Source organism: Bradyrhizobium sp. Ai1a-2 (assembly GCF_000426245.1).
Classification (GTDB): Bacteria; Pseudomonadota; Alphaproteobacteria; order Rhizobiales; family Xanthobacteraceae; genus Bradyrhizobium.
Genome location: NZ_AUEZ01000015.1, coordinates 1 through 13,209 on the forward strand (window position 1 = coordinate 1; position 13,209 = coordinate 13,209).

Consider the following 13,209-nt stretch of genomic DNA (forward strand, 5'->3'; position numbering starts at 1 on the left):
GAACGCCGGGCGTGAGGACGGCGGCAGCGACCTGGTCGCGGTGTGCCTCTTGATCCACTTCCGAAGGAGGTTCGCGTTGACCCCATGTTCGAGTGCAAGCCTCGATACCGAAACCCCAGGCTCAAGGCAGGCCGTGACAAGACGCTCTTTCGATGCCGCCTCGTAGCGCCGGCGACCGTTCCGGCCAATAAGCCTGACCCGCAGTTTCTGATCATCGTCGCTCATCACAAGGTGTCCACCTATTTTGGTGGACACCTCATGCATCAGAGCACTCAAAAGCAAAAGGTGCGGAGAAATTCGCGCTTACGATTCTTGAGATCGGCCCCTCGTATGCGCCAATAGCTCCGAAGTCCGATGGTTGGCAGGCATATTCGCTCGATCACGCTCCACAAAGAGAGTTGCGCGAGAAGTACAGTGGCCAACCGGATATTGACGTCGAAGATATAGAACCTGTTGATTTCGTCTGGTCCGGAGGAGCTCTATCGTCTGCCGTTCCAATGGAGCTGCATGGCAGTTTTGATGCGTGTATTGCCAGTCACGTTCTGGAGCACATTCCCGATCCAATCAGCTGGCTAGCCGACCTCAGCCGCCTCATCAAACCGGAGGGAGTTCTATCTCTCATTCTGCCGGACAAGCGGTTCGAATTAGATTGCTTCAGACCTATATCGACCACTGGCAGTTGGCTCGATGCGCGAGGCCGCACAAGGCACACGCAGGGCACCTTGTATGATTGTGGAGCATACACGGTAACGAACGATGGTCAGCCATTTTGGGGCCAGAGGTATTTCGGAGAAATCACCTTTTATTCGGATTTCGTTGCTGCGCTGATGTATAGCAACAAGGCGTACGAAGCAGAGTACATCGATGCGCACGCTTGGTGTTTCACGCCGGCTTCATTTCGCCTGATCATGCTAGAGCTGCGTGCGCTCGAATTGCTTCCTTTCAAGATCGCGGCAGAGCCTCCGCCGACAGACTTCGAATTTTACAGTAGCTGGCGTACTGCATCCATCCCATCGCAAAGAACTGAAGGGACCAACGAGGAGCGCATGATCCTTCTAAAGGAGATCCAGCGTGAACTGCGCGTCCAAATTGAATACATGATGCCGACGGAAAGTGCACCAACAGCGTCTTCCATGAGGTCTAAGTTTGCAAGCTTACACAGAAGGCTGCGGGCAGGGGTTGCGCGCTACTCGTCGAGGGCATGACTAGGTTGCGTGGGCAAGCCACATCCTGATCCGAATGGTCGCAAGGATGACAGGGGCAACGAAACGCTCTTCCGGCCGAAGCGTCTAGGCTGCCAGTTGAAGCGGCCTCTATCCCTGATCGAAGAATCAGGGCTTACTTGCGCGCTAATGGCTGACTTGGAACAGAGGCGCGGCGGGGTCCTTGCTGCAACCGGAACAAATGGACGTTCGCGCCACCTTCGCGCTCAAGTGCTGTTGGGGAACAAACAATGGCTGAAAACAAGAACAATGAGCTCGAAGAGTGGCTTGTGGGAGTTTTTGACGAGTTTTTTGACCTTTTAGTTCTCCACCATCGAACTCTGCTCAAGGCACCGATTATGTCGTACATGACGGCGATTACCGTCGTCATCTTCACCGGTTCATATTGGAAGGCGACTTGGATCAGCTTTGCGGTATTCCTTCTCTCTCTCTTTACAACTTGGCGGCGATACTTGGAACCGCTGTGCTTTTTCGCTTTTGCGGCGGCTGTGATCGCCGAATGTTCAAGCCTGGGAACTTTGGCGAAGCTTCAGCTGGTTTTCACGCCGCAGTAGACAATTCGGCCTGACATCGGCACCGCAACTTCAGTTTATAAGCGACGGGCTCTCCGGCAACGCGGAAGGTCTCACCCCGGGAGTGCTGGGTCGAGATGCAATCATCGGCTGTCTGGCGAGCGCAAACAGATGTCACGCGCAGGAGCGCTTAGCGGAATTGCCTAGAATCGGGCAACTTCTTTTGGAACTTCGATCCCGATCGAAGTGAGGACCTCATCCCAAGCCTGCAACTGAGCGGCTTTCGTTAGCACGCGCTCGACATACTGGCGGCCTAGCGTGCCGGCTCGGGCACGAGCTTCCTCGCTGCCAATCAATTGATCCAACGCCGCTATCCACTGCGCTGTGTCGCGACATGCGAGTTGGCTGAGGCCAACCGCCTCGAGCATGCGTGCATAAGAAGGGGTTGCGGAGGTAACGACGGGGATTCCGGCGCGCCAAAGAAGAGCCAGCTTGTTGCCCGGCTTTCCGGCAGTGATGCGGTTGTCCATATCAATCGGAATCACCGCTAGATCCGCCTGAGTAATGGTGTCCGACCAACTCGCCTGCTCCCATGGAACAACCCTGACATGGTCGAAGATGCGGCGCGCCATATCGAGCGTTCTCACCCGACCAAGCCAGGGAATTGCACGCTTCTGCTCGAGATCGGTGAGGAGGACCAGCTGGATCGGATGTTTGCCTGAAACCTCGCGCAGTGCGTCGCGAATGGTCGCGAGCTGATAAACGTTGCAGGGCAAGCCTTCCCAGATAAGCTTGAACGGACGCCCGGCGCGGTAATCGGTCTTTACCGATCTTATCAGCTCGTCATGCAGATCGAGAGCGATGTGCACGTTGGGACAGAAGCTCGATATTGTTTGCTGCTGCTCGATGGTGGTGCAGACGACGGCGTCGGCGCGGCGGCACATCCGCTCGAGTGCTCCGCGAAAGTCGAGCACCGGCTGTCGCTGGAAACCTTTCGAATACCACGCAATCCCGCGCAGCAACTGCTTCGGATCGCTTCGCGGGACCGCGAGATACGAATCGATCAAGTCGTAGACAACCTTTCCTGCGCGGTAACTGCTCCATGTCTTCAGGTCCGCGATTTCGCTCAGCACGACGAGGTCGTACGATCGATCCGGCCGCGCGATCTCAAACGGAATACCGCGGGATCTGGCATAGGCTGGAAAGCGACGGCGGTCGGCAGGATGGCTGAGATCCAAGCTGTAGGGGACATAGCCGACGCGAAGCTGTGATGGCCCGCTTGTGAGCCCCGGGGACGTCAGATCGAGACTAGGTGAACTAAGCATTTTGCCACGAAATAGGATATTGCCAGGAACGCGGATGACGCCAGGCTAGGTTCTCAAGGAGTCTCTTGAACTCAGGAGTCGCCTCTGCGTAATCGCACGTGCGATTATCAGAGACGAGCAGATTCTCTTGCTCGTTCTCCCAAAACGTCGAAGATCGTTGCCATTCTTCGATATCGAAGATCTTGCCATCTCGACCGACTACGACTGGCCTAAGCCCGCGGGCGATGATCTGATTGGTCATCGACCGACGCCCGCTTTCGAATTGGTAGGCCTGCTCCTTGGTGGTCAGACGTGGAAATTTGAGCGACAAAAACAGCTCGCGCTCAATCATGAAAGCGTTCGTTCGGATGTGAGGATTGGGATATCTGCTATAGTTCCGCAATATGTTCAGATACGTCACAGGCGCGCAGGCGTAACGAAGAGCCTGGCGCATGGTAGTGACGGGACGCGGCGCGGCTTGTGAGGCAACATCGTCGCTTTGAGCGGTTTTGTCGTGATTGAACAAGCGAGTTGCCGTTCTCCCGAAGCTGTTCAGGATCAGCAGCACTTGGACCTCGTAGCTGGTCGGGCGTGCCAGCCATGAACCGGTAGCGCCCGCAATTCCAACGTTCGGTCGATCCAGCGCCCTGCTCAAGTGCGCCAGCCAGTTGGCGCTTCGAACAACGCTGAACGTATTGAGAAAGACCAACCGTCGGTTAGGTGTTTGCCGCGCGGCTTTCAGATACGAGCCGATGTCATAGCCGAAATCGTCGACTTCGACCGAATTGAAAGCGACGTCCTTAAAGAGGCTTTGCGCGCGATCCAACGACTGGCGATCGGGAAATCCCTTGAACAGCACGTGCAGTTGATACTGCGCGCCAGCAGGAAAACGACGGAGCCCTTCAAGGAAAAGGCGCACCGGAGACTCGCCCTCAGAGTGCCGATATAAGTATGCTACCCCAAGATCGTGCATCGCAATCTTTAGATCGAGTGAGAGTGGCGGCGACGGTCTTTTTGGCCGTTTACCGGAGTGCTTCTACCATAGTCCAGAGCAAAGTGGAGCCCGGGATCGGCTCGGCAAGTGTATCAATTGGGCCCATGCGATCGGTATTGCCGATACCTTGCTTGCCCGTACCGATCACGCTAAACGAACAGATACGGCCAGTCCGTCCAGGGGACTAGCTCTAAATGGCCATTCGTGTGTGAAAAGCACGGAATGAAGTCGGTCAGGGTGACGATTATCGTCCCTGCGATCCATCAATCCCTATGGTGGAAACATGTGCGGCATAGCAGGTCTGTTCCGGCCCGGCGGCGGTGAGGAAGGCCTGCTTTCCGGCACCGCCAGGCGCATGACCGAAACACTTGCGCATCGCGGACCGGATGCCAGCGGCATTTGGATCCGACCCTCCTGCGGCGTTGCACTCGGCCATCGGCGGCTTTCGATTTTAGACCTGTCGGAGGCCGGTGCCCAGCCGATGCGCAGCGATTGCGGGCGGTTGACGATCACCTTCAACGGCGAGATCTACAACCACCTCGACATACGCCTGGCCCTCGACGCCCAAAATGCTGCGCCGAACTGGCGCGGACATTCGGATACGGAAACGCTGCTTTATGCCATTCGTCACTGGGGTGTCGCTTTGGCGCTGCAGCGCTTGTCCGGAATGTTCGTGTTCGCGCTGTGGGACGAGCGCGAGCAAACGCTGACACTCGCCCGCGATCGTTTTGGCGAGAAGCCGCTATACTATGGATGGAGCGGCCGCGATCTCGTCTTTGGCTCCGAACTGAAGGCATTGGCGATGCACCCCGAATGGGCGCCGTCGCTCGATCGTGCCGCGCTGACGTCGTTCATGCGCTATGCGTACGTGCCGGCGCCGTCCACCATCTGGACAGGGATCAAGAAACTGCCGCCGGCCTCGTTTGTGACGTTTGCCGTTGACGCCGCGGCTGGCACGATGCCGGAGCCAAACGCCTATTGGTCGTTGCGCGACCATGTGGTCGCCGCGCAAGGCATGCGCATCAGCGATGAGACCGAGGCAGTCGGCGAACTGCAACGGCTGCTGTCGATCGCGATCAAGCGTCAGTGCCTCTCGGACGTGCCGCTTGGAGCATTCCTCTCAGGTGGGGTCGATTCCTCGACTGTCGTCGCACTGATGCAGGCGCAGGCGAGCCAGCCGGTACGAACCTTCTCCATCGGCTTTCGGGACGGAGCCTTTGACGAGGCCGAGGATGCAGGCCAAATCGCGGCCCATCTCGGCACCGCGCATACCGAGCTCTATGTGAACCCCGACACCGCGATGGACGTCATCCCGCTGCTGCCGCGGATGTATGACGAGCCGTTTGCCGATTCTTCGCAAATTCCTACCCATCTGGTAGCGGCCCTGGCGCGCCAGCATGTCAAGGTGGCGTTGTCGGGTGACGGCGGCGATGAGTTATTCGGCGGCTATAACCGCCACGTCTGGGGGGTGGATCTGGCGGCGCGACTCTCCAGGATTCCCGCTCCGCTACGGCGGATGCTGAGCCTGTTCTTGAGCGCCATCTCGCCGGAGCCAGTAGATACAATTGCGCGCTTGGCGCAGCCGCTTTTGCCCGCGCGCTTGCAGGTCCGCCGCGTGGGCGACCAGGCGGCAAAGCTCGCGCGCATCCTGGAAGCGGGCTCACGCGATGAGCTCTACCGGCTGCTCTGCTCGATCGACGACGATCCCGCGCGGACCATCCTGCAAGGCGAGGAGCGGGAGGGGTGGCTCGGCAATGAGATGGCTGAACTTGCCGCCCCCATCGATGCGCTCGACCGCATGACTCTAGCGGATTCCTTAAGCTATCTGACCGACGACATTCTGCAGAAGGTCGACCGCGCGGCGATGGCTGTCGGCCTGGAGACGCGGGTGCCGTTTCTGGACAAGGACGTCGTCGAATTCGCTGCGAGGATCACGCCGGCAATGAAGGTGCGCGCCGGCCGAGGGAAATGGCTGGTCAGGCAGGTGCTCTATCGGCATGTACCGCAACGCCTGGTGGACCGGCCGAAGAGTGGATTCAGCGTTCCGCTCGACGCCTGGTTGCGTGGGCCGCTGAAGTCGTGGACCTTAGACCTATTGTCGCCGTCGCGGTTGCAGCTGGAGGGTCTGTTCAATGTCGCTCTGGTTGAGAGAAGGCTCTACGAGCACCTGAATGGCACCCGCAATCATGGCTACTGGCTATGGAACGTGCTGATGTTCCAGGCATGGTACGCCCAATGGCACTCCAAGGTTTCTCCTGCCGCGCTCCGATGAAGGGTGGCCGTTTCAGTCTTGGTCGGGGTAAACGGTCCCAAGGCGAGCGCACTTTCCTCATCCTCGGCCTGGCATGGATCAAGAGAAACCCGGCGAGCCTATTCTATTGACCGGCGTCTCCACCCCTTGCGAGACTTGGTGCGCCGTGGCTAAACACTGGCAAAATGCGTCAGTGGTCGCTCTAGCACCCGGAATTTGGTTGTATGTCGCACGGCCGGAAAATCGCTGTTGTCGGACTTGGCTACGTTGGACTGCCGGTCGCGGCGGCATTTGCACGCGCCGGTAGTCCGGTCATCGGCTTTGATATCGATGCCCGTCGCATCGAACAGTTGCGGGCTGGACGAGACTGGACCCGCGAGGTCGACCCCACCGATCTAACGATTGCTTCACTGACCTTTACGAGCGATGTTGCGGCGCTTCGGGCGGCCGATTTCTTTATCGTAACCGTTCCGACGCCGATCGATGACACCCGAAGGCCCGATTTGCGCGCCATGCTCGACGCATCGCAGCTGGTCGGCTCAGCGCTGAAGAACGGGGACATTGTAGTCTACGAATCGACGGTCTACCCGGGGGCTGTAGAAGACGAATGCCTCCCTGTCCTGGAGCGAGCCTCAGGATTGAAGGCAGGATCGGGTTTCGACGTCGGCTACTCCCCCGAGCGAATCAACCCCGGCGACCGAAAACATCGCTTTGAGACCATTACCAAGATAGTCTCCGCTCGAAACGGCCCCACGCTCGACGTGGTCGCGGAGGTCTACGGAGCGGTTGTAACGGCTGGCATTCACCGCGCGCCTTCTATCAAGGTTGCGGAGGCAGCTAAGGTTATCGAAAACACTCAACGTGACCTCAACATCGCATTTATGAACGAATTGTCGCTCATATTTCGGGCGCTCGATATCGATACGGGTGACGTACTGCAAGCAGCGCGCACGAAATGGAATTTCTTGCCGTTTGAGCCGGGCCTCGTTGGAGGCCATTGCATTGGTGTTGATCCTTACTATTTGACGTATCGTGCCGAGAAGGCCGGCTATCATCCCGAGGTCATTCTAGCCGGTCGCCGCATCAACGATGAAATGGGTCGTCGAATAGCGCGCGAATGCATTCGAGGCCTTCTGCGTCGAAAAGGCTGCAGTGGCCTCGTTACGATCCTGGGGATCACGTTCAAAGAAAATGTCCCCGATATCCGCAACTCGCGAGTGATTGATATCGTCCGCGAGCTTCAATCCTTTGGCGTGTCCGTTCAAATTGCTGATCCATTGGCCGATGCCGCTGCAGTCACGGACGAATATGGTCTGACATTAACCGACCTAAGCGCGCTCAAGCCGGCGGACGCAATCATTTTGGCGGTGGCGCACGACAGCTTCATAGACGGGGGATGGCCACTCGTCCTGCAACTGCTTAACGAGCGTCGTGGTCTGGTTATCGATGTTAAGTTAAAGCTTGATCGCGAGACGTTGCCGCCGCACGTAGAGCTCTGGCGGCTTTGATCAGGAGAAAAGATGACGGTCGAAAGCATCCTGGTGACGGGAGTTGCCGGTTTCATAGGATTTCACGTTGCTGAACGCCTGTTGCGGTTCGGCCGCAAGGTAGTAGGCGTTGACAACATGAACACCTACTACGATCCAGCTTTGAAAAGTGCGCGCCTGAAAATGCTGGAGGCGCAGGCGAATTTCAGCTTTGTGAAACTCGATGTGGCGGATCGTGTTGGCACAGAATTGCTGTTCTCCAAGACGCCCTTTTCGACTGTCATTCACCTGGCTGCGCAAGCCGGTGTTCGCTATTCGCTGGAAAATCCTCACGCATATATCGACTCCAACATTCAGGGTTTTTTGAATGTGCTCGAGGGGTGCCGCCATGGCGGTTGCAAACACCTTCTCTTCGCGTCGTCATCCTCGGTATATGGCGCGAATACCAAATTGCCATTTTCCGTACAGGACAACGTGGATCATCCCATTAGCCTTTATGCTGCGTCCAAGAAAGCGAACGAGTTGATGGCGCATGCATATAGCCATTTGTTCGGTATTCCAGCGACTGGGTTGCGCTTTTTTACCGTCTACGGCCCCTGGGGTCGTCCCGATATGGCTATGTATATTTTTAGCAAAGCGATTCTTGAAGGAAAGCCGATTAAATTGTTCAACTACGGCCGAATGCGGCGCGATTTCACCTATATTGACGATATTAGTCATGCAGTGGTCGGTCTTGTCGACCACCTGCCCCGGGCTGAGGGCGACCGGCACACGATACTAGATCCCTCCACTAGCAGTGCTCCGTGGCGAGTCTTTAACATCGGTAACAGTCGTCCGGTCGAGTTAAGTTATGTCATCTCCCTGCTTGAAAGAGGACTAGGAAGGACAGCGAAGAAAGACTTGCTACCGATGCAACCAGGGGACGTTGAGGCTACATATGCGGATGTGTCTGATCTTGAACGCGAGATCGGCTTTCGCCCAACCACATCTATTGAAGAGGGCGTCGCCCGCTTCACGAATTGGTACCTTGAATACTCCAGGGCAGGCTAGCGTGTGGTCGATCTCCAACGCAACTCGCTCGGGTCAATGCGTGCGAGCAGCGTGAGCCTTGGCGGGCGGAGAGGACGCGTCACGCTCAGTTGGACCTGCGGGGGTCGCCTGTTCGGACACTTGAAAGCTCTCCGGATCTGAAGGCATCGAATAGTCTTTGAAATCGTCTCGCATCCATTCCATAGCAAAACGGTTGCCGCGGCTACTCACCGCAGCAGCGCAGCCCAATAGCAGGAATAACGGCATCTCGCGGCTGATCCGTCCATGCGCCAGGCTGAGAATGGTGGCGAAGACGACGCCGGCTAGCACGAACCGGGCCTCCGGGTTGATCCGTCCGAGCCAATACATCCGGACGCCGATAGATTTCGCAATTAGGATCACAAACAGCGCGCTGGCGAGCGGACCGAACTCGACGGCCACCTGCAGCGGCGCGCTATGGACCTGCGTTCCTGGAATGCACGACATCGTCGGGAAGCGCTCAAAACCAATACCGAAGAAGTCGCCCCTCCCCAGAAGCCGGAGCGCATCGATATAGAGCTGCTTACGGATATCGATCGAGTTTCGGGTGTCGACCGACGCGCATCCTGGGCGCAAGGAAGTTGTGGCGCTTTCGATGGCATAGTTTACGAAAAGCTTGGTTGTTCCCCAGCGCGCCGCGCCGCCCCCCAAGCCAGCCACCACGATGGCACCCAGAATCACGAGGATATAGACGCGCTGTCGCGCCCGGTTTGCGATGCCGATCGCGACCAACATTGTTACGGCAATCGCGACGAACGTAAACCTCACCTGACATGCTGCAAAGACGAACGTGGGGATCGCCGACAGTCCACCGACAAGGAGCGTCCGGCGCCAGGTCAGCCGCCGGGCAGTCACAGAGAGCAGCAGAAAGCCTAACAGCATCGTGAACTGTGCTGGGGCTGCATCATAAAGACCGAATACCACCACCTTTGGGTGGTTTGGATCACTCCACTGCTCGATCAGCGAAGGAATTGTTACCAGCGTCCCTGCCGCAACTACGGCTGCGGTGAGGAGGATGAAACCGCCTGACGACACGTTCGCTGGACACAGCCGCGCAGCCGGATACGCAGCGAGCGTGAGCATCAGGAGATAGAATTCCTTCGGATCGGGGCCGATTCCATTCAAAGCCAGAGAAATGCCTATGGCCAGCAGCAAGCAGCAAAAGATCGCGTCGCGCGCATCGATCTCGAACTCACGCCATCGCCCGAATGTCAGCAGAGCTGCCGTCGATCCGACCATTAGAAAGCCAGTGAACCACGAACCGGTCGCGAACAATCCGTGGGCTAGAACTGCGACTGGACTGGCGGCAAAGAGGGCGACGAATAGAAGCAATGCGCACTGCTGCCAGGCAAAGTCGCGTGGCCTCTCCAAAAACAGGCGCTTGGCCTGGCGCATGGATTCGGTTCCCCAGCCGATCATTGCGGCTGACTAGCATCGCGGGCATCCGGTGGACAACTCTTTCCAAGTGAGGTTCATACAAATATGCGGCATCCCTGGCTTGGTGGTGCAGGGGTATATTTTTAATTGTGCGCACTGTGCGTTTGACGAACATGTTCGATATCGTCCGATGGTTGAATAATAATAAGTCGACAACCAAAGCGGAGTATTGAGCCATGAGCATGGCATCTGTCCCGCATGGACTCGGAGCCTCTGCGCGGGGGAACTGCAGCTTTTCACCTTGATCAGTCGAGCTTTTTCCTAATATACGACCCAACCGGTAGCGGGCGGGGCGTAGGGCGCAAGAAGGGCAAGCATCTTCGATGAAGACGGCGCAGGAAGAGGGGTCGGCACCATTTGTTCACCCGACCGCGGTGGTCGAGGATGGGGCGAGGGTCGGCGACTTCACCAAAATCTGGTACTTCTCGCATGTTGCGCCGGGCGCGGTGATCGGCGAGAACTGCAGCCTTGGGCAGAACACCTATGTCGAGCGCAACGCCATTGTCGGTAACGCGTGCCGGCTTGGCAATTCGGTCTCGATCTTCTCCCATGTCGAGCTCGAGGACTTCGTATTCTGCGCGCCTTATATGGTGTTCACCCACATCTCCTTTCCCCGTGCCGCGATCAATCGCCACGCGGTGTTCAGGAAGACGCTGGTGAAAACCGGGACAACATTGGGTGCGAATTCCACGGTGGTCCCCGACGTTACTTGCGGAGTTGGCACCTTTCTTGCGGCCGGCGCCACTCTGACCAAGAGCTCGAAGGACTGGTCAATGATGGTGGGAACGCCTGCGCGGCAGGTTGGCTGGGTGAGTGCATTTGGCGAGAAAATCGACTTGCCGCTAAGCGGTCACGGCGAATGGCGCTGCAAGCATACCGATGATCTCTATGTTCTGAACGGTTCGGAACTGGCACGACACCCCGGCCCCAAGGACATCCTTAAATATGAGCCGGGCCAACGCTTGATCCGCATGGAGGTCCGCTAGGCGTTTCGTCCGCTACCTCGATCAGCTTTAATCTTTTTCGATTTGCAGGAGTGGCTTCATGAACCGCTCCAAGTTCTGACCTGAAAACAGGTATCCTTTCAGCCCGGCAGCGCGCGCCGCCTCCAGATCGGTAGGCTTGTCTCCAACAAGAATGCTCCGGTCGATGTCAATCGGGAAGCGCTTCAGTAGATCGGTTATCATGCCCGGTGCGGGCTTGCGTCGGTCGCTGATCTGACGATAGCGTTCTATCGTGGCCTCAGGATGATATGGGCAATATTCGAACGCATCTATATGGGCTCCGATCTTCGCCAACTCGGCTGCCATCCACTCATGTAACGCGTGCACTTGCGTTTCGTCGTATAGCCCTCTGGCGACGCCCGACTGGTTGGTGATCACAAAGGCGAAGTATCCCGCATCATTGACGGCCTTTACGGCCTCACGGGCGCCTTCTATCCATTTCAACTTGCCGATCTCAAATACATAGCCGGTATCTTCGTTCAGCACTCCGTCACGATCGAAAAAGACTGCGGGTCTTCTTGCGGCCATCCGATTCTGCCCATCGATGCTCAGTGCCTGGCGCTGGTTAGAGCTTTCTTGCCGATAACTTGTCGCAAGTCCATATTCCCTCGAAGTCTCTATCAACTCCTTTCGTCCGATATCACTTTGCCGTCGTTGGGCAGCGCGCCGGCGCCGACCAGTTCGACATTGCCGCCGAGCTTGGTCACGGTCCGCAGGGTCGCTGCGAGCTCGCTCTGAAAGGCTGCGCTCGCCGCGGCTGATTCTGCCTTCAGCGTCATCACGTCGCTCTCGCCGGAACGCGTCACGACCAGGCGCAGCCGTCCGAGCTCCGGATGACGTTTGCCGATCTCGGCGATCTGTTCAGGGCGCACGAACATGCCTTTGACCTTGGTCGTCTGGTCGGCGCGCCCCATCCAGCCCTTGATGCGCATATTGGTGCGCCCGCACGGGCTTGCCCCCGGCAGCGCTGCGGTGAGGTCGCCAAGCGCGAGGCGGATCCAGGGGTGGTGCGGGTCGAGGGAGGTGACCACGATCTCGCCGACGTCACCCTCCGCGACGGAGTCCCCGGTGCCGGGCCTGACGATCTCGAGGATCAGGTCCTCGTTGACCACCATGCCGTCGCGCGCCTCGGTCTCGAACGCGATCATGCCCAGATCGGCGGTGCCGAACGCCTGATAGGCTTCGATGCCGCGCGACTTGATCTCTTCCTGCAGCGATTTCGGAAAGGCCGCCCCCGACACCAGCGCGCGCTTGATCGAGGAAACATCGCACTTGGCGCTCGCGGCTGCATCGAGCAGGATCTTCAGGAAATCCGGCGTGCCACTGTAGCCGATCGGCCGGTAGGCCTCGATCAGCTCGAATTGCTGCTCGGTATTCCCGGGCCCTGCCGGGATCACGGCGCAGCCGAGCGCGCGGGCAGAGGTATCGAAGATGAAGCCGCCCGGGGTGAGGTGGTAGCTGAAGGTGTTGAGCACCACATCGCCCGGACGAAAGCCTGCCGCGAACAGTGCCCGCGCCCCGCGCCAGGCGTCGGCCTGGGCGCCCTCGGGCTCGAATATCGGTCCCGGTGACGTGAACAGGCGCGCAAACGATCCTGGCGCCCCGGCAACGAAGCCGCCGAAGGGTGGGGCGGCCTTGTGCAGGGCCGGGAGTTCCGACTTGCGCAGCACCGGCAGGCGCGCCAGCGCGGCCCGGCTGGTGATGGTGGCAGGATCGAGACCTTTGAGGCGCTCGGCATAGGCCGGAGCCGCCATGGCCCGCCGCAGGACCTCCGGCAGGCGGGCGAAGAGTTCCGCCTCGCGCTGGGCGGGATCGCGGGTTTCGCGGGCGTCATAGTGATCCGTCATGGGTCATCCTCACGGGTTTGCGCCAATTGCGCTCCGCCTTCGACGTGCTATCAGACGGCTTCCCGCCAAACTGGCGATGCTC

At 58.4% G+C, this 13,209-nt stretch carries 12 protein-coding genes; 6 read left to right on the forward strand and 6 right to left on the reverse strand.

The annotated features are described in order from the left end of the window. Positions 1 to 225 (reverse strand): transposase (locus tag K288_RS0112630; RefSeq protein ID WP_201449676.1); only part of this gene is annotated, 225 nt, incomplete at its 3' end. A 113-nt stretch (positions 226 to 338) separates the two neighbouring features. On the opposite strand from K288_RS0112630, the gene K288_RS49550 reads away from it, so the two are divergent. Both K288_RS49550 and K288_RS0112640 read left to right on the forward strand, forming a co-directional pair. After that, the gene (locus tag K288_RS49550; RefSeq protein WP_343207798.1) at positions 339 to 1,205 is read left to right on the forward strand and encodes a methyltransferase domain-containing protein; all 867 of its coding nucleotides are present in this window, start codon (positions 339 to 341) and stop codon (positions 1,203 to 1,205) included. A 248-nt stretch (positions 1,206 to 1,453) separates the two neighbouring features. Further along, positions 1,454 to 1,777: a hypothetical protein gene (locus K288_RS0112640; RefSeq protein ID WP_027579878.1), complete on the forward strand. Its 324-nt coding sequence runs from the start codon at positions 1,454 to 1,456 to the stop codon at positions 1,775 to 1,777. 161 nt (positions 1,778 to 1,938) lie between these two features. Here the strand turns inward: K288_RS0112640 and K288_RS0112645 are convergent, their stop codons facing one another. Together K288_RS0112645 and K288_RS45390 are read right to left on the reverse strand one after the other, a co-directional pair. Then, entirely contained in the window at positions 1,939 to 2,973 is a 1,035-nt protein-coding gene (locus K288_RS0112645; RefSeq protein ID WP_027579879.1) for a hypothetical protein, read from the reverse strand. 79 nt (positions 2,974 to 3,052) lie between these two features. Next, a complete protein-coding gene (locus K288_RS45390) occupies positions 3,053 to 3,958 on the reverse strand; it encodes a hypothetical protein (protein WP_152535496.1) in 906 nt (301 codons plus the stop codon). 358 nt (positions 3,959 to 4,316) lie between these two features. On the opposite strand from K288_RS45390, the gene asnB reads away from it, so the two are divergent. The 3 genes from asnB (at position 4,317) to K288_RS0112665 (ending at position 8,821) form a co-directional block, all read left to right on the forward strand. Beyond that, positions 4,317 to 6,305, forward strand: coding sequence for an asparagine synthase (glutamine-hydrolyzing) (gene asnB, locus K288_RS0112655; RefSeq protein ID WP_027579880.1), 1,989 nt, complete (start codon positions 4,317 to 4,319; stop codon positions 6,303 to 6,305). A gap of 203 nt (positions 6,306 to 6,508) precedes the next feature. Beyond that, positions 6,509 to 7,792 (forward strand): nucleotide sugar dehydrogenase, encoded by a 1,284-nt coding sequence (locus K288_RS0112660; RefSeq protein ID WP_027579881.1) that lies wholly within the window; start codon positions 6,509 to 6,511, stop codon positions 7,790 to 7,792. A gap of 12 nt (positions 7,793 to 7,804) precedes the next feature. Next, positions 7,805 to 8,821, forward strand: coding sequence for an NAD-dependent epimerase (locus K288_RS0112665; RefSeq protein WP_027579882.1), 1,017 nt, complete (start codon positions 7,805 to 7,807; stop codon positions 8,819 to 8,821). Positions 8,822 to 8,854: 33 nt separating this feature from the next. Here K288_RS0112665 and K288_RS0112670 read toward each other — a convergent pair whose 3' ends face one another. Then, entirely contained in the window at positions 8,855 to 10,234 is a 1,380-nt protein-coding gene (locus tag K288_RS0112670; RefSeq protein ID WP_027579883.1) for an O-antigen ligase family protein, read from the reverse strand. A 365-nt stretch (positions 10,235 to 10,599) separates the two neighbouring features. On the opposite strand from K288_RS0112670, the gene K288_RS45395 reads away from it, so the two are divergent. Beyond that, complete coding sequence (locus K288_RS45395) at positions 10,600 to 11,262, forward strand: acyltransferase (protein WP_064737321.1); 663 nt, start codon at positions 10,600 to 10,602, stop codon at positions 11,260 to 11,262. A gap of 27 nt (positions 11,263 to 11,289) precedes the next feature. On the opposite strand, the gene K288_RS54090 is transcribed toward K288_RS45395, so the two are convergent. Both K288_RS54090 and K288_RS0112685 read right to left on the reverse strand, forming a co-directional pair. After that, positions 11,290 to 11,808 (reverse strand): HAD family hydrolase, encoded by a 519-nt coding sequence (locus tag K288_RS54090; RefSeq protein WP_043159754.1) that lies wholly within the window; start codon positions 11,806 to 11,808, stop codon positions 11,290 to 11,292. 92 nt (positions 11,809 to 11,900) lie between these two features. Beyond that, positions 11,901 to 13,127 carry an AMP-binding protein gene (locus K288_RS0112685; RefSeq protein ID WP_027579884.1) on the reverse strand — a complete coding sequence of 409 codons (1,227 nt, stop codon included), beginning with the start codon at positions 13,125 to 13,127 and terminating at the stop codon, positions 11,901 to 11,903. Between the last annotated feature and the right edge of the window lie 82 nt (positions 13,128 to 13,209).

Excerpts from the sequence above, each read along its gene's own strand:
- K288_RS0112640 (WP_027579878.1), top strand. The coding sequence starts at position 1,454 with ATGGCTGAAAACAAGAACAATGAGCTCGAAGAGTGGCTTGTGGGAGTT.
- asnB (WP_027579880.1), top strand. The coding sequence starts at position 4,317 with ATGTGCGGCATAGCAGGTCTGTTCCGGCCCGGCGGCGGTGAGGAAGGC.
- K288_RS0112660 (WP_027579881.1), top strand. The coding sequence starts at position 6,509 with ATGTCGCACGGCCGGAAAATCGCTGTTGTCGGACTTGGCTACGTTGGA.
- K288_RS0112665 (WP_027579882.1), top strand. The coding sequence starts at position 7,805 with ATGACGGTCGAAAGCATCCTGGTGACGGGAGTTGCCGGTTTCATAGGA.
- K288_RS0112670 (WP_027579883.1), bottom strand. The coding sequence starts at position 10,234 with ATGCGCCAGGCCAAGCGCCTGTTTTTGGAGAGGCCACGCGACTTTGCC.
- K288_RS45395 (WP_064737321.1), top strand. The coding sequence starts at position 10,600 with ATGAAGACGGCGCAGGAAGAGGGGTCGGCACCATTTGTTCACCCGACC.
- K288_RS54090 (WP_043159754.1), bottom strand. The coding sequence starts at position 11,808 with ATGGCCGCAAGAAGACCCGCAGTCTTTTTCGATCGTGACGGAGTGCTG.
- K288_RS0112685 (WP_027579884.1), bottom strand. The coding sequence starts at position 13,127 with ATGACGGATCACTATGACGCCCGCGAAACCCGCGATCCCGCCCAGCGC.